Source organism: Caproicibacter fermentans, from assembly GCF_014303955.1.
GTDB lineage: Bacteria > Bacillota > Clostridia > Oscillospirales > Acutalibacteraceae > Caproicibacter > Caproicibacter fermentans.
Genome location: NZ_CP060286.1, coordinates 963,792 through 980,592, shown reverse-complemented (window position 1 = coordinate 980,592; position 16,801 = coordinate 963,792). Strand labels below are relative to the sequence as shown.

10 protein-coding genes, 5 tRNA genes and 3 rRNA genes are annotated in these 16,801 nt (G+C 47.2%); 13 read left to right on the top strand and 5 right to left on the bottom strand.

Annotated elements, in window-relative coordinates; translation table 11 throughout:
* Positions 1 to 332 precede the first annotated feature (332 nt).
* From HCR03_RS04845 to HCR03_RS04805, 9 genes are all read left to right on the top strand, one after another.
* Positions 333 to 1,851 (top strand): 16S ribosomal RNA (locus HCR03_RS04845).
* 317 nt (positions 1,852 to 2,168) lie between these two features.
* Positions 2,169 to 2,244: transfer RNA gene (locus HCR03_RS04840), tRNA-Ala, on the top strand.
* 144 nt (positions 2,245 to 2,388) lie between these two features.
* Positions 2,389 to 2,465 (top strand) — tRNA-Ile (locus HCR03_RS04835).
* 15 nt (positions 2,466 to 2,480) lie between these two features.
* Positions 2,481 to 2,717, top strand: a complete 237-nt coding sequence (locus HCR03_RS04830; RefSeq protein ID WP_066649249.1) for a hypothetical protein — start codon at positions 2,481 to 2,483, stop codon at positions 2,715 to 2,717.
* Between the two features lie 191 nt (positions 2,718 to 2,908).
* Positions 2,909 to 5,928, top strand: a 23S ribosomal RNA gene (locus HCR03_RS04825).
* Positions 5,929 to 6,076: 148 nt separating this feature from the next.
* Positions 6,077 to 6,152: transfer RNA gene (locus HCR03_RS04820), tRNA-Lys, on the top strand.
* Positions 6,153 to 6,215: 63 nt separating this feature from the next.
* Positions 6,216 to 6,290 (top strand) — tRNA-Glu (locus tag HCR03_RS04815).
* Positions 6,291 to 6,317: 27 nt separating this feature from the next.
* A 5S ribosomal RNA gene (gene rrf, locus HCR03_RS04810) occupies positions 6,318 to 6,433 on the top strand.
* Together the 16S, 23S and 5S rRNA genes with 5 tRNA genes alongside form the textbook arrangement of a ribosomal RNA operon.
* 9 nt (positions 6,434 to 6,442) lie before the next feature.
* Positions 6,443 to 6,518, top strand: a tRNA-Asn gene (locus HCR03_RS04805).
* 727 nt (positions 6,519 to 7,245) lie between these two features.
* Here HCR03_RS04805 and HCR03_RS04800 read toward each other — a convergent pair.
* The 3 genes from HCR03_RS04800 to HCR03_RS04790 are packed head-to-tail and all read right to left on the bottom strand — an operon-like array spanning position 7,246 to position 10,563.
* A complete protein-coding gene (locus HCR03_RS04800; protein ID WP_187036937.1) occupies positions 7,246 to 8,250 on the bottom strand; it encodes a DUF3102 domain-containing protein in 1,005 nt (334 codons plus the stop codon).
* A gap of 11 nt (positions 8,251 to 8,261) precedes the next feature.
* Positions 8,262 to 10,187: a PcfJ domain-containing protein gene (locus HCR03_RS04795; RefSeq protein ID WP_187036935.1), complete on the bottom strand. Its 1,926-nt coding sequence runs from the start codon at positions 10,185 to 10,187 to the stop codon at positions 8,262 to 8,264.
* A 16-nt stretch (positions 10,188 to 10,203) separates the two neighbouring features.
* On the bottom strand, positions 10,204 to 10,563 hold the full coding sequence (locus HCR03_RS04790; RefSeq protein WP_187036933.1) for a hypothetical protein: 360 nt from the start codon (positions 10,561 to 10,563) through the stop codon (positions 10,204 to 10,206).
* Between the two features lie 439 nt (positions 10,564 to 11,002).
* Here HCR03_RS04790 and HCR03_RS04785 point away from each other — a divergent pair, with 439 nt between their 5' ends.
* Complete coding sequence (locus HCR03_RS04785) at positions 11,003 to 11,206, top strand: helix-turn-helix domain-containing protein (RefSeq protein ID WP_187036931.1); 204 nt, start codon at positions 11,003 to 11,005, stop codon at positions 11,204 to 11,206.
* 71 nt (positions 11,207 to 11,277) lie between these two features.
* Here the strand turns inward: HCR03_RS04785 and HCR03_RS04780 are convergent, their stop codons facing one another.
* On the bottom strand, positions 11,278 to 12,192 hold the full coding sequence (locus HCR03_RS04780; protein ID WP_187036929.1) for a tyrosine-type recombinase/integrase: 915 nt from the start codon (positions 12,190 to 12,192) through the stop codon (positions 11,278 to 11,280).
* 200 nt (positions 12,193 to 12,392) lie between these two features.
* Positions 12,393 to 13,304, bottom strand: coding sequence for a helix-turn-helix domain-containing protein (locus HCR03_RS04775; protein WP_187036928.1), 912 nt, complete (start codon positions 13,302 to 13,304; stop codon positions 12,393 to 12,395).
* Positions 13,305 to 13,433: 129 nt separating this feature from the next.
* Here HCR03_RS04775 and HCR03_RS04770 point away from each other — a divergent pair, with 129 nt between their 5' ends.
* The 3 genes from HCR03_RS04770 (at position 13,434) to HCR03_RS04760 (ending at position 16,758) form a co-directional block, all read left to right on the top strand.
* On the top strand, positions 13,434 to 14,675 hold the full coding sequence (locus HCR03_RS04770) for a Y-family DNA polymerase (RefSeq protein WP_187036926.1): 1,242 nt from the start codon (positions 13,434 to 13,436) through the stop codon (positions 14,673 to 14,675).
* A 15-nt stretch (positions 14,676 to 14,690) separates the two neighbouring features.
* Complete coding sequence (locus HCR03_RS04765) at positions 14,691 to 14,936, top strand: hypothetical protein (protein ID WP_187036924.1); 246 nt, start codon at positions 14,691 to 14,693, stop codon at positions 14,934 to 14,936.
* Positions 14,937 to 15,180: 244 nt separating this feature from the next.
* Positions 15,181 to 16,758: an HNH endonuclease gene (locus tag HCR03_RS04760; RefSeq protein WP_187036921.1), complete on the top strand. Its 1,578-nt coding sequence runs from the start codon at positions 15,181 to 15,183 to the stop codon at positions 16,756 to 16,758.
* Positions 16,759 to 16,801 lie beyond the last annotated feature (43 nt).

The window sequence follows — 16,801 nt, the reverse complement described above, 5'->3', positions numbered from 1 at the left end:
CTTTTAAAAAGGGCCCAAAAAGCGTTGACAGCGGCTTTAAGACGTGATATTATAGTTAAGCCGTCGAAAAACGGAGCAAAAATCAGAACAGTTTGCTGTAAGCCAAATTGATTTTGAAATTTCTTCTGTTTATTTTGACGATGGGACCTTGAAAATTAAACAACGAGACGATAAAGAAGGAACCCGTAAAGATTTCGAGAGTAAAAGTACTTTCGGACGAAAAGAGAGGGACACTCTTTCAAAAAAAACCAAAAGATACGTTAGTGTATCGACTGAAGAGCCGAAACGACTCTAAGTATAGATATAAACGCCTTCGGGTGATTATATACCATATTTTAGAGAGTTTGATCCTGGCTCAGGACGAACGCTGGCGGCGTGCCTAACACATGCAAGTCGAACGGAAACAGATTGAAGCTTGCTTTGAACTGTTTTAGTGGCGGACGGGTGAGTAACGCGTGAGGAACCTGCCTTTCAGAGGGGGATAACGTCTGGAAACGGACGCTAATACCGCATGACATTTTGTTGCCGCATGGTGATAAAATCAAAGGAGCAATCCGCTGAGAGATGGACTCGCGTCCGATTAGCCGGTTGGCGGGGTAACGGCCCACCAAAGCAACGATCGGTAGCCGGGCTGAGAGGCTGAACGGCCACATTGGGACTGAGACACGGCCCAGACTCCTACGGGAGGCAGCAGTGGGGGATATTGCACAATGGAGGAAACTCTGATGCAGCAACGCCGCGTGAGGGAAGAAGGTTTTCGGATTGTAAACCTCTGTCCTCAGGGACGATAATGACGGTACCTGAGGAGGAAGCTCCGGCTAACTACGTGCCAGCAGCCGCGGTAATACGTAGGGAGCAAGCGTTGTCCGGATTTACTGGGTGTAAAGGGTGCGTAGGCGGCACTGCAAGTCAGGTGTGAAAACCATGGGCTTAACTTATGGATTGCACTTGAAACTGTGGTGCTTGAGTGAAGTAGAGGCAGGCGGAATTCCCGGTGTAGCGGTGAAATGCGTAGAGATCGGGAGGAACACCAGTGGCGAAGGCGGCCTGCTGGGCTTTAACTGACGCTGAGGCACGAAAGCATGGGTAGCAAACAGGATTAGATACCCTGGTAGTCCATGCCGTAAACGATGATTACTAGGTGTGGGGGGTCTGACCCCTTCCGTGCCGGAGTTAACACAATAAGTAATCCACCTGGGAAGTACGACCGCAAGGTTGAAACTCAAAGGAATTGACGGGGGCCCGCACAAGCAGTGGAGTATGTGGTTTAATTCGAAGCAACGCGAAGAACCTTACCAGGTCTTGACATCCAACTAACGAAGCAGAGATGCATCAGGTGCCCTTCGGGGAAAGTTGAGACAGGTGGTGCATGGTTGTCGTCAGCTCGTGTCGTGAGATGTTGGGTTAAGTCCCGCAACGAGCGCAACCCTTGTGATTAGTTGCTACGCAAGAGCACTCTAATCAGACTGCCGTTGACAAAACGGAGGAAGGTGGGGACGACGTCAAATCATCATGCCCCTTATGACCTGGGCTACACACGTACTACAATGGCCGTTAACAACGGGAAGCGAAGCCGCGAGGTGGAGCAAAACCCCAAAAACGGTCTCAGTTCGGATCGCAGGCTGCAACCCGCCTGCGTGAAGCTGGAATTGCTAGTAATCGCGGATCATCATGCCGCGGTGAATACGTTCCCGGGCCTTGTACACACCGCCCGTCACACCATGGGAGCCGGTAATACCCGAAGTCGGTAGCCTAACCGCAAGGAAGGCGCCGCCGAAGGTAGGATTGGCGACTGGGGTGAAGTCGTAACAAGGTAGCCGTATCGGAAGGTGCGGCTGGATCACCTCCTTTCTATGGAGACCCGAGCAGATGAAACATTCTGTTCCAACATCCAAGGTCGGTTACGGATGACTGAATTATCCAATCGTTGTTTAATTTTGAAGGCCCCGCAGGCTGAGCCTGCACGCACGACGCGCTGAAGCAGACTGGAAACAGAACGCCGAACGCCGCGGAAATGGGTGCGGAGGAAAGCTGGCGGCACAAAGGTCTTGTGTTCGCGGCAAAGCGGCCCGGGAAACCGGAAAGCCAAAGCGCGGCGAAAGACACTGTGTGTCGGTCTTCTCAGAGATAGCATAGGAAGAACCAATCAGTTGAATAGCTTCCAATACGGGGGTATAGCTCAGCTGGGAGAGCGCCTGCTTTGCAAGCAGGAGGTCAACGGTTCGATCCCGTTTATCTCCACCAGCGGACTGAAGTCCGCGGTCACGACGCGCCGGGGCGTTTCAGAAATGAAAAGGCTCGCGGTCGCGGAGAGAACCGCAGAGGAAGTCTGCAAAATACTGGCTATAGTGGCAGAAAGACCGGATAGCCTCAAAGCCGGAGAAATATGGGCTTATAGCTCAGCCGGTTAGAGCGCACGCCTGATAAGCGTGAGGTCGGTGGTTCGAGTCCACTTAAGCCCACCAGCAGGCTGAGCCTGCATGCACGACGCGCTGAAGCATTCTGGAGACAGGAAGCGGAATGTCGCGGAAATGGATGCGGCAAAAGTCTGGAAACGGCAAACAGGAAGCGAAAGCGGAATGGGAGCCAAAATTACATACGGGGTTTCAGTCCGCGACAGCAAGTTTGGGAAACCAGCGGGCAAAGGCGCGATGAAAGACACTGTGTGTCCATATGATGTTCTGGTCCATGCAAATGGAAAAGAGTATTGTGTGTAATCTGATGGCTGGGAAAGGCCGCGACAGGCAAGGTTCTTTGAACTGAAAGCTGACCCGCGACGTGCGTCAACCTCAGGTTGTACCTTGAAAACTGAATAAAGCGAGAAGCAGATAAAGCGAGAAAAAGTTGTTATTCTAACAAGATTAATCTGATAGAAAAACTACAATTTTGAAGAACCAAAGAATCACATGGTCAAGCTACAAAGAGCGCAAGGGGAATGCCTTGGCACTGGGAGCCGAAGAAGGACGCGGCTAACTGCGAAAAGCTATGGGGAGCCGTAAGCAGGCATTGATCCATAGGTGTCCGAATGGAGCAATCCGGCTGGAGTCATGTCCAGTCACCGTGGAGTGAATTCATAGCTGCACGGGGGGAACCGCCTGAACTGAAACATCTAAGTAGGGCGAGGAAAAGAAATCAACCGAGATTCCGCAAGTAGTGGCGAGCGAACGCGGAAGAGGCCAAACCGTGGGCAGCAATGCCCGCGGGGGTGTGGACAGCCAAAAAGTACGCAATCCTGAGCAGAACGGCATGGAAAGGTCGACGAAAGAGTGTGAAAGTCACGTATGCGAAGGGAAAGCGCAGTGGGCTGTATCCCGAGTACTGCCGGACACGTGAAACCCGGTGGGAACATGGGGGGACCACCCTCCAAGCCTAAATACTACCCAGTGACCGATAGTGAAGAGTACTGTGAAGGAAAGGTGAAAAGCACCCCGGAAGGGGAGTGAAATAGAACCTGAAACCTTGTGCTTACAAGCACCGAGAGCCCGTCAATGGGTGATCGGGTACCTTTTGTAGAATGGTCCGGCGAGTGAATGTAACTGGCAAGGTTAAGTCCTTCAGGGACGGAGCCGCAGGGAAACCAAGTCTGAACAGGGCGTATGAAGTCAGTTGTATTCGACCCGAAACCGGGTGACCTACCCATGTCCAGGTTGAAGTGGGGGTAAAACCCCATGGAGGACCGAACCGACTCCCGTTGAAATGGTAGCGGATGAGGTGTGGGTAGCGGAGAAATTCCAATCGAACCCGGAGATAGCTGGTTCTCTCCGAAATAGCTTTAGGGCTAGCCTCGTATTAGATTACCGGAGGTAAAGCACTGAATGGTCTAGGGGCCGAAAGGCTACCGAAGCCTATCAAACTCAGAATGCCGGATAATTGATGTACGGGAGTCAGACAGTGTGAGATAAGTTTCATTGTCGAAAGGGAAACAGCCCAGACCCACAGCTAAGGTCCCTAAACACGGTTAAGTGGCAAAGGATGTGGGGTTGCTTAGACAACCAGGATGTTGGCTCAGAAGCAGCCATTCATTAAAAGAGTGCGTAATAGCTCACTGGTCGAGTGACCCTGCGCCGAAAATTCAACGGGGCTAAAATCGTGTACCGAAGCTTGGGATGCTCAAATATTCTCCATGCTTTCAGGAAGTTGAGAAGCGGAATCTGGCGGCGCGGAAGCGCTGCGGAAAGCCTCTTTCCCGCACAGAAGCGGAAGAGGAAGGAAAAGGTTCCGGATCAGCGGGCGCAAAGCGCCGCGAAATTTCACAGTAAGGTTGAAATGGAGCGCCGATTGAAGGTTTGGAGAATGTTTGAGCATGGTAGGAGAGCGTTGAATGAGAGTTGAAGTCGGAGCGGAAGCGCCGGTGGATTTCATTCAAGTGAGAATGCCGGAATGAGTAGCGAGAAATATGTGAGAATCATATTGGCCGAAAGTCTAAGGTTTCTGGAGGAAGGTTCGTCCGCTCCAGGTAAGCCGGGAGCTAAGGTGAGGCCGAGAGGCGTAGCCGATGCACATACGGTTGACATTCCGTAGCCGCAGAAGGATTTAAGTAAGATGACACCTGCAAAGGGCATGACCCGGGCGTTGGTTGACCCGGGCGTAAGGGACCGAAATCAAGTAGGGAAGCATGCGCAGAGCAGGGCGAGAAAAGTCTTATGGGATATCCGATGCGCCCGTACCGCAAACCGACACAGGTAGACAGGAAGAAGATTCCAAGGCCAACGGGAGAAGGGTAGTTAAGGAACTCGGCAAATTGACCCCGTAACTTAGGGAGAAGGGGGTGCCTCAGAAATGAGGCCGCAGAGAATAGGCCCAGGCGACTGTTTAGCAAAAACACAGGTCTCTGCCAAATCGAAAGATGACGTATAGGGGCTGACACCTGCCCGGTGCTGGAAGGTTAAGAGGAGATGTGCAAGCATTGAATTGAAGCCCCAGTAAACGGCGGCCGTAACTATAACGGTCCTAAGGTAGCGAAATTCCTTGTCGGGTAAGTTCCGACCCGCACGAAAGGTGTAACGATCTGGGCACTGTCTCAATTACCCGCCCGGCGAAATTGTAGTACCGGTGAAGATGCCGGTTACCCGCGACAAGACGGAAAGACCCCATGGAGCTTTACTGTAGTTTAATATTGGGTTTCGGTAATTTATGTACAGGATAGGTGGGAGACTGTGAAGCGGCGGCGCTAGCTGCCGTGGAGTCACCCTTGGGATACCACCCTTAAGTTGCTGAAATTCTAACCTGCGGCCGTGAATCCGGCCGGGGGACATTGTTAGACGGGCAGTTTGACTGGGGCGGTCGCCTCCAAAAGAGTAACGGAGGCGCTCAAAGGTCAGCTCAGCACGGACGGAAACCGTGCCAAAGAGTGTAAACGCGTAAGCTGGCCTGACTGCGAGGATGACGGTCCGAGCAGAAACGAAAGTTGGAGTTAGTGATCCGGCGGTATGAGAGTGGAATTGCCGTCGCTCAACGGATAAAAGCTACCCTGGGGATAACAGGCTGATCTCCCCCAAGAGTCCACATCGACGGGGAGGTTTGGCACCTCGATGTCGGCTCATCACATCCTGGGGCTGTATTCGGTCCCAAGGGTTCGGCTGTTCGCCGATTAAAGTGGTACGCGAGCTGGGTTCAGAACGTCGTGAGACAGTTCGGTCCCTATCTGTCGTGGGCGCAGGATATTTGAGGAGAGCTGTCCTTAGTACGAGAGGACCGGGATGGACGCACCTCTGGCGCACCAGTTGTCATGCCAATGGCACAGCTGGGCAACTATGTGCGGATCGGATAAACGCTGAAAGCATCTAAGCGTGAAGCCGACTCCAAGATTAGATATCCCACAGCATAAGCTGGTAAGGCCCCTTGAAGACTACAAGGTTGATAGGCTGCGTGTGTAAGCACGGTAACGTGTTCAGCTTGGCAGTACTAATAGGCCGAGGGCTTGACCATATTTTTGGTTCGACCCTTCATTTCCCTTTTTCTGCTTCCAGTTTTGTTCAGTTTTGAGGGTACGATATGTATCTGAAAAAGCAGCGCGGGAAGTTCCCGTAAGCCGATGGTTTAATCGCCGGAGGCGCGTGCTGACCGCATGGTCTATGCACCATTAGCTCAGTTGGTAGAGCACCTGACTCTTAATCAGGGTGTCCCGGGTTCGAATCCCTGATGGTGCACCAAGTGGAAGTCGGAAAGGGGTCAGAGGCCCTGACCTCCGTGCCGGCTGAAAAGATGTTGGATATGGCCCGTTGGTCAAGCGGTTAAGACAGCGGCCTCTCACGCCGTTAACGTGGGTTCGATTCCCGCACGGGTCACCAAGTTAGATCATTGAATAGTTGAATATAGTTGGTATCGATTGCGATGAGGGTACACCCGTTCCCATTCCGAACACGGAAGTTAAGCTCATCTGCGCCGAAGATACTTGGCTGGTAACGGCCCGGAACAATAGGTGATGCCAACATCTTCATATTCCTCAATAGCTCAGCCGGTAGAGCATGCGGCTGTTAACCGCAGGGTCGTTGGTTCGAGTCCAACTTGGGGAGCCAAAGGTGTGGTAGCAGGGAAGGGATACATATCTCTTCTCTTGTTATCATAAAATCAAGTGTTTAAGTTTTAAGCATTTGATTTTATGATAAGTCCCCCGAAGGAATTTGTCGCAACGGGGGTTACCATAAAGTATATATTACAAAGTTACATTGGAGATTGCTTTTCTCCAGCCTTTCATTCGTCGAGGCCTGCCCAATGCGGTGAGGCGTTCAAGGCAGAAGTATCATTATCACTTGCCGGGATCATCGCGCGACATACAGTTGATCGCAACAGCGACTGTGTCGGCTTTGCGTTTTCTGGTGTTTCCGCCCCCCAGCAAGAAACGTTTTTGTAATTTCCCCAATCGTTCAGACCGATTGGTAGAAATATTTTCAATGTGCGCCAACCTCGCGCATCGATTGCGGAGCAGTCGAAACAAGAGGTACACAGTGCCTATCACTGTGGATGATTTGGTGAAAAAACAAAGTCTGCACCCTCGTTGCCACATAAGGGTACAGACTCTTGACATGTATCCGAAATGCGTGTTACAATGAACAGCGCATAAACGGCGTTCACAAGTCATATGGGGCCTCGTAACCCTTATGGCGCATGGGTTCCAATCGTTTGGTCGACGGTTGGTTCCCTGTGGATGCTTTTTTTGTTATCCACGAGGAACATTATAAACTACTCATTCAGAAATTGCAAGAAATATTTGGAATAAATTGCGGGGCGCTTGCCCTGCTTTTTTTATATCTGCGCTAAAAGCTGAGTCAAGATGGTTTTCATGCCGGTATTCAGTTTTTGGGCCATTTCCGGATTTTTATCTTTCAGGCTGTTGACAATGGACCTGATATTTTGGAAATTTTGTTGGATGCTGTTCAGATACGCGGTGCATTGATGCGCTTCGGGGGCCATTGTGGACAACTGCTTCTCCGCAGCCTTTTGCCGTTCCAGGATGGATTCCTTATCCAGCTTCAGGGCTTTAATCTTTTCCCGATACTTTTTTTCAATCTCGGCCGCCTTTTCCTCCGCCGTTTTCTTTTCAAGGGATAGTTGTTCCGATTCTTTTTGATACTCCGCTTCAATTTCCTTACGCACTGCTTCTTTCATCCGCTTTACTTCCGCCGGGTCGGGGGACAGAGGAGCTTTAGCGGAGGCTAGTTCCTCTTTCAGCTTTTGAATTTCCTGATTCGCTTGAATTTCTGCCGAAGTCTTTGAGTCGTCAGATTGTTTTAAGGCTTGTTGCAGCTTATCCCGGCCTTCGTTTGCGATTTCGAGAAGCTTATTTGTACCTTCCAGCTTATTCTGAATTTCCTCTGCTTTTTTCTCCGCTTCTTCTTTCTCTTTTTCAGCTTTCTCTTTCGCCTGAATCGCTTCCCTGAGCTGGCGGCTGCTCATGGAGCCAATATCGTGATCTGCGGCGAAATCGGCCCGTTCGTCAGAAGGAATGGCAAAGAGCGCGATTGCCTGACTGTATGTCAAATTCGCAAGCGTTTGCGAATTTGGATCTCCGCTCTCAATTTCCGTATTCCCATACTCCCGGTATATCCTCATGAGATTATCGGCGGTCCGCTGGCTGAATTCGCATTTTTCCAGAAGCCAACGGCTCCATTCCCCGTGCTGCACCAGATCTTTTGCTTCGGTCAGACGTTGGCCGATTTCAATGCTGGCTGAAAGTATGAATCGCTTTGTTTGCTCTTTGATTGCGGAGATTTCGGCGGCGATGATTTCCGCATCACGGACCTTTGTCATAGTTTCCACACTTATCCTACCTTTCTGCTTTCTGTGAATTTCGATGGCTTCAGAGCCTTTAGAAACGAATTTGCAAATTTAGTCACGTCGGAGGGGGCATGGCAGTCTCCGAATCCGTAGAGCTGCAAAATGAGCAGCCGTTTCATATCGAGCTCCATCGTAAAGAACGGCTTGTCCGGTTCGGAAGTTTTGCGGATGAAAAAGATCATGCGCTCGCCCTTCAGATGATTTTGATAATACATGTTGTTTCCCACGCAGTGATTCAGCGCCTGACCTTCCCGGATAAAGTCGGTCCGGCTCTGCGGCAGGACAATCTGGAATTCATCGGTTCTGTATTCTTTGAGCTCGGAATACAAGGCTTCTTTTGCAGATCTAAACTGTTCATCGAGAACCTGATTCTTCACTTCTATGAATCTCATGGAAAGTTTATCATGTGCTTCCTTTAGGTTGGATGGAAAACGAATAGATTTCTTGTTGAGATCGATTTTCAATTGCTCAGACATCGACAGATAATCGCGATACCAAGTCATAAGTTGATCAATGCTCGTTTTTTTATATTGGAGCTTCTGTTTTGTAAAGTAATTGACGAACCGTTCAAAAGACATTTTGGAAAGCAATTCAGAGATTGTGTCGTGAATCCAGAAAGGCAGCTTCAAGGTACGTAGTTTTAGAAAACTTTCTTCGCTTATCCAAGTCCGCGATAACCGGATGATGTGGTGCTCGCTCAGAGAAATATTGTACTTTTGGTACAGAGGAAGATATTGTTTGCTGACTTTTAACACGTCGGAAAATGTGTGTCCGATCGGCTTTGCCGTATCAATTTCGCTGTCCAGATCCGCGGCGATCCGGTACAGGCCCAGCCGAAGGAAGTATTCGGTTTGCGGAATGTTTTTTAGATTGTCCAGTAAAGAGGGAAAGTCAATCGGCTGACAGTTCTTTCTCAGTTCCGCAGCCAGATCTACGTGATAATAATTCCGGCTGAAGACCTGGCGGAGATTCGATGTGTACAGGTAGGTGCTCTCATAATTGACATAGCCGTTCTTCCGTCTGTACCAGTCATAACCGTAGGGCCAGACTGATTCCTGTGCATAAGCATAAATTATCCGTTTTCCATTAACAGGTAGATAGAGGTTCCGATAATAATCCTCAAAGGAATAAGTTACCTTGTGATCTTTAAATGAGCGCAGCACCTTTGTCCAGCGAATCAGAAGATTTCCGTGAGATTTGTGGCAGACACAGATCTTTGCCTTGTTGATTTTTGGAGCCGATTGCCAATCGGCGTAGTATTTGCCGGAGGTCTTGCAGTGCGGGCAGCATCCTTTTGCTCCCTGCCTGATCGTGCGGTCAACGGTAAAGGTTTGCCCACAATGACCACAGGCGGCGGTTCTGGAACCTTTATTAATCTTGCTGATGAAAAAATACGTCCAGCCAAATATCTGTTTTTCGCAGAAGCTCTGTAAATTCTTCGGATAATCCGGGAACATGGAAAAATGGCGATCCATTAACGCATATTTCCGTTCCTGGGCCTTTTGAGATTTTTCTGAATGAATGTGTTCCACAAAGGTGTCTATCTCGCCTAAAATGCCGCTATAGTAGGAAGACTCCTTGTTGTGATTAATCCTCTTGCGAACCACCTTGAGAGCCTTTTCCGTAGCATACATGTCTCCGTGCCAGCAATCCAGTTGGGAAGATACCTTACAGGTATTCCAGTTCTGCTCTTCAGGTGCGTAATTGATAAAATTCTTGCCGTCCGAGAAAAAGCGAAGCACTAGCCTGCCGGTATCAAGACGATAGATGTCGACGGCCAAGATCTCGCCGGAGCGGGGAAGCGGAACAGCATTTACACCGGCGGCGTAGTAATAATGCCGGTTCTTCTCCGCTTTTACTTTAGGACAGGCGCTGACGGGAATGGTAAGAGTTTCTTTTTTAAGTAGCATTAGTTGAATTCCCCTTTCATATCAGATCCAGCAGAGAAATAATCTCGCCGCCGGCAGAGCTGCCAGAGTCTTTCGCGTCAAGGCAGATTTCCATATGGAAGCGTACCGTCGCTTGTGGGAAATAGAATCCGGCCGCGCGTTTGTAGACTTCCAGATCGGAGATTCCGGTACCCGACCAGCCGGAAAATACCGATTTGCAGCAATCCGAAAGGGTTTTGGGGTTTTCTATCACGGCGCGGGCAAACCGTTCGTTTTCACAGAATGATTGAAGGGCTTGAGATACTTCTTTATAGATGACCTTTTCTTTTTGCCCTCCCGAAAAGTCTTTTTCTTCCTGATTCAGCTTTTCCTTTGCAAGTCTCATAATTTCGTACATTTTTTAACCTCCAGAAGATTTTTAAGCTGCGCGGTTCGTTTTAACGGATCGCTTGATTTTATTTTCCTGCTGCATCTCCAGTAGCCTTTTCCTCTCGATTTTCCTTTCATCACTGCTTGCGGATTTCCATAGCAGTCTGATTCCGGTCATATCGAAACAGGCAAGAGCTGCGATAGACAGTAGATTTAAACTAGATCCTGCCAAAGCCAACAGCATGATGGAAAGAAATATAATGAGGAATATCTTGACATTGTATGCCACTCGGACCATCTTTCATTTCCCCTTCCTGATCTTGTAATCTATTATACACGTTATAACGTGCATATTCTAGTGTTAATATGCACGAAATGAAGTGTATATATTTGTTGAAATCTACACTTTATACCGTGCTTGTGCTGTGATAAGATAATTATAAGTTTCAAAAGGGAGAATTTTATATATGCCTATTTCGTACAAGAAGTTGTTTGTGCTAATGCAGGAAAAGGGGCTTACGACGTACCGCATCAGGAAAGAAAGTATCCTATCCCAAAGTACCCTACAAAATCTTCGCAGAGGAGATAATGTCTCTACTGAAGCAATCGCGACACTGTGCAGGATTCTTCATTGCCAGCCGGGTGACATAATGGAATATGTGGATGATTGAAATCTGTCCCAACTTGGGACAGATAAAAAACAGGGCTCATGCGGATTGCATGAGCCTTTGGGTTTATGCTGTTATCGGCGGTGAGTGGCGACCTTATATCGAATATTTCTTTTCAAGGAGGATATTGGCTTTTTTTCCATCATCTCCATTTGTTCATGGAGGAAAGCTGTTTCGGCGTCGGCGTATCGATGAAGTGTAAACGCAACATCCTTATGACCCAGAATTTTTGACAACGCCTTGTAATCAACCTTTTTTTCAACGGCTCTGGTCGCGAACGAGTGACGATAAACATGATTTGTAATAATGTCAATCCCGGTTGCTTTACGGAGCCTTTCGTAAAGTCTTCTTAAAACCGTTTTTGTTACCGGCTTTTTGATTGTAGATGTAAATATATATTCACAGTAATGTGGCTGATTTTCAATGATTTTTTTGGCTTCTGAGAGAAGCGGAATTACCCGAATACCGTTTTTTGTCTTGCTCTTTCTGATCGTAATTTCCCCACTTTCTGAATTGTAATCTTCCCATTTTAAATTTCTAAGTTCAATGGAGCGAATTCCGGTGAGTAACATAAAAATCGCGATGTGCCCTAATACATCATTTTTAGCGGCTTCCATAACTTTTAACTCTTCCTCTCTTGTTAGCGCATGAATCTCCTTTTCGCGAGCATCTTCCGGGATAGTCAGAGATAACGCCGGATTCTCATTGCATTTATGATTTCTCATAGCAACGGTATATGCTTCTTTAAAGACAGTCCGGATTTTTTTGATGGTCGATTTTGAGTAATGCTGAGCGGATTGATTAAGCAGCTTTTGCAAGAACAATTCATCAACGTCGGTCAATCCGTACTTCGATAATTCAGGACGGAGCGAATTTATTACACCGAGAACAAATTTGTAACATTGGTAAGTGTTTTCTTTCCTACAGGGAGGTTTTATGTACGTATCCAGCCATTCCTCTAACCATTCTTCTACAGTTGTTGCTTGCAATTAAATTTCCTCCTTAAATATACATCTTAGAATAATTTATAGGAATAATCATCATAAATAATTGTTTGATAAAATTATGACAAGAAAAGTGAGAAAAATAGCTAGACAAGAAGTGGATTGAGATACCTGTTTTTATTCCAGTGTAATCTGATGGTCGTTTCGCCGGTCGAAAACATGACGGACAGACGGACACAATTGCCTTATATGATCAACTTTGAATAAAAATGCAGACTCTTACTCTTAGCTAGAATAGAGTAAGAGTATTCTTTTCTCTGCTTTGTCTTAATTTTGAAGGTAGTTCTTAGGGGTGTCACCCATGACATAGGGGAGGGTGTCAGAGAGGGAAAGAGAAAAGTCTTGTCACGCTTGATGCCGAAAAAAAGGGCAATTAATATTCTGAATCCATGAATGACGTTAGCTGCCGGATGTTTGCAGTTTCCGCTTTGACTGCAAGAGGAAGCGCAGCTTGCAACAGGATCCGGGCATTTCAGGATATACCTGTTTGCGGCAGTTCCGTTGTTTCCAAAAAGCTCCTTGCGTGTTTGAGAAATGACATGAAGCAATCCGGCTGTCATCAGGCGCTTAACAGCTCGGAATACGGTGGATACGCTGATCTTACAATCTTTGGCCATTTCCCTTTTGGACGGAAAGGCCTCCCCCGTGCTGTTCGCGCGCAGGGAAAGGTATGTGTAGACTTTCAGTGCGTTTGCCGGTAGATCGGCCTGATGCGCGGCAGGATTGCATTTGAATAGGCGTATCTTTCCTTGAATGCCTTGTTGATCGCATTTGCTGTTTATCTCGGAATCCTGTTTCCTTTCTGTGCTGATATTTAGCTGCTGGTTGTCGAGAAGAACGTAAAGGTTTGATGTCTGCCTGCCGTTCTCCTTGAACCTTCTCCGAATTGCCAAAAGTCCTTTTTGGCAAAGCTCCCTTACGGCCCGGATGACCGTGGATTTACTGATCCGGCACCTTGCGGCAATCTTGGCACGGGAATAAAAGCTGTCCCGCGTTTTACTGTTTGCCGCAAGCGATAAAAAGGAGTAGACCTTGAATGCGGATTTTGAGAGTCTGGCTTCCAGTGCTGCGGTATTGCAAAGGTAAAATGATTCCATTTTGAACATCCTCCCTAATAAATAAAAAAGAACCGGATAACCGATTCTCTAAATTGGATTTTATTACACTTGATATTTTAGAACACTTGTTCTATACTAATACAAGAACATGTGTTTGGAAGTGGGAATTTGGAACGGATTATTCTTCACAGTGACTGTAACAGTTTTTATGCTTCGGTCGAGTGTCTGCACCGTCCGGAAATCCGTGATATGCCGGTCGCGGTCGGCGGCGACGTCGAGCAGCGGCACGGCATTATCCTGACGAAAAACCAGATCGCGAAACGGTATCATGTCAAGACCGGAGAAGCTCTCTGGCAGGCAAGGCAGAAATGCCCGGATCTTGTCATTGTGCCGCCGAACTATGAACTATACATGCGCTTTTCACAAATGGCCCGCCGGATTTATCACGATTATACCGACCTCGTCGAGCCGTTCGGGCTTGATGAATGCTGGCTGGATGTGACCGCAGATTCCCGGGGCCGCGACGGAATGACAATTGCGGAAGAAATCCGCGGCCGGATCAAAAACGAGCTTGGGATTACCGTGAGCATCGGAGTATCATATAACAAAATCTTTGCGAAGCTCGGCAGCGACTACAAAAAGCCCGATGCGATTACCCGGGTAGGAAAGGATAATTACCGTGAGATCGCGTGGCCCCTCTCTTGCTCCGACCTTTTGTACGTCGGCAGCGCGACGAAACGAAAGCTGGAGCGTTACGGAATCCACACGATCGGAGACTTGGCCAACACACCGGAGCGAACGCTGCGCGGCTGGTTCGGCAAATGGGGCGAGGTCCTTTCTTGCTTTGCAAACGGCCTGGACTGCTCCCCTGTGGCGCGGTACGGCAATCAGCCGACGGTCAAATCCGTCGGCAACAGCACGACTACGCCCCGCGATCTCAAAAACGACGAGAATGTCAAGATCATCCTCTATGTGCTGGCCGACAGCGTCGCGCGCCGCCTGCGGGAACAGGGCTTCAAGGGGAGGACGGTCTGCTGCGTCACCGTGAGGGATAACCAGCTGCTCAGCTTTACCCGTCAGCATACGATGGGCTCCTACACCAATATCGCCTCCGAGATTTCCGAAACGGGCCTTGGATTGTTCCGAAAGCATTACCGATGGGAACGGCCGATCCGGAGCATCGGAATCAGCATGGCGGATTTAGTACCGGACACGGTTCCGTCCCAGGCCAACCTGTACCGGGATGAGGCGGGCCGGGAACGGCTGGAGCATCTGGACCGCGCGGTGGACTGGCTGAAGAACAGGTTCGGGAGTTTTGCGGTGCAGCCCGCGGTTCTGCTGACGGACCGGCAGCTCTCCGGCTTTGATCCCAAAAGGGATCATACGATTCATCCGGTCGGTTACTTTTAAAAGGGGGGGATCTGAATGTCCTGTAAACGATATGTCGATGTGATCGCCCGCTTTTACGAGGACGGACGGCTGCTCCCCCTCGCGATCTGGTGGGCGGACGGAGCGATGTATGAAATCGACCGGGTGCTGGATGTGCGGCCCGCCGCGTCGCTCAAGGCCGGCGGCGCGGGGATCCGCTACACCTGCCGGATTCAGGGCCGGGAAAAGTACCTCTGGCGGGAGCAGGACCGGTGGTTTGTCGAAGCAAAACAAAACGGGTGACAAAGAAAATGGACGTTACCGGTGTGAAAGGCGGGTACGTCCATTTTTATACCATTCTTAGCATATTTCGTTGATTTTGCTGTTAAATAAGAATATAATAGTGAAAGGAAATATTTGCTAGGTAGGCTGTTGCAATTAGCATTACTTTGAAAAAAGGAGATAATAGCAATGTCAGGCAGACCCACAAAAGAATTTCAAGAATACAGTTTGGTTGAAGTAATGTGTAGCGACATGAGGTGATTTTATGCCATTATTTAGTTTGAAAGAATGTAAAAGAGATAATAGCAATACAAAGCAAAAAGTATTTATTGAGTATCTGTATAAAAAATTCGGTGTATCTGAAGATAATGAAGAATTTGATAATGACTATTTTACGCAGCTCAATGAAGATGATCTGATTGAAAGTTTAGAATACTATATTTCAATTAGATCTGTCACAGGACAGGTAACAGCTAAAAACTATATTACATATCTAACTGGATTTTTCAAAACGTTATCTGACGATTATAATATCAAAAATGAAATTTTTACTAATGTTGACATGAAGTCACATTTCATTGAAAGATCGCATACCGTAATCTCGAAATTGAAGGAAACAGAAAACAAAGATGTTGCCACAGATAAACAATATGAAGATCTTGTAGATGGTATTGACAAGTTTTTAAGTAACCACTCAGATGTTGAAAATGAAATTTACGATGAATTTCGGAAATCCAAATATAAAGACAATAATAGACTAAAAATTTACCCGCATTTTGTTTCCATTATTACCACTAAGCTGGTTTTGAAACTTGCTCTAAAAGCTTTAACGATAGCATCTTTAAATGTAGAGGATTTGAATATAGAAGGAGCGACTCTTTATTTAAATGGAACGCCATTACCACTCGATGAGGAACTAGTAGAGTTGTTGAGGATTTATTTGAATATTCGCACAAATATTTTGGAGAGCCAATCTCTTACCGAAGATAAACTGTTTATAAACTATGATGGAACTCCTTATCTAAAGCCAGCTAAGGATAGAAAACACACTGCTAGTTATGGCATGCTGTTTAAAATAATGCATGATTGCGTAAACACAGTTTCTACGGAATTATTTTCAGCAAGGACAGCACAACAATGGCTAAACAGTGGTATGGGTGTTTCATGGGTTTCGAAGATAACAGGTTTTTCTCCTATAAGGTGCATAGAACTACAATCAGAAAGTGAGAGCGTAACACTTGAAAAACTTCAAACATTTTTGGGTGCCAAAATAGAAGTTAAGAAAAAAGAACGCAAAAGTTGTCCACTTTGTGGTAATGAGATAAAAGCTGAACTTAGCAACTGGATTCTTGTACAGTTCGAAGACACAATTTTTTATATTAGTAAAAAAGAACTGTCTTTATTGGAGGGCGATTCAGATGCACAATTTGGCGATGATATTATGATTACTGATAGTCCTCAATTTAATCTAAGATTTGCTCAAGATATGGACGAAGACATCGATGTTCCTGAAAATGAAACTGTAGAACAAAAAAATACTAGGGTTAAACGATATCAAAAACTAGTAAATCAGTTGAAAAGAATTTATGGTCACAAATGTCAGTTGTGTGGTCACTCGTTCCAAATGGATAATGGTAATGAATATTGTGAAGCACACCATATAAAAGAGTTATCTAAAAATGGATCACAAGATCCCCGAAATGTTATTATTGTTTGCTCAAATCATCATCGAATGTTTCACTATGCTAGAAATTCTATCATTATTGGGGACCCAATTAATGGTGAAAGAGTTATAAAAATCGGGGAAGAAGAATTTAAGATACCATTTAAAGAGCATATATAATAATAACTTTACAGACTTTCTGGCAAAGGTGCATTACTTAACT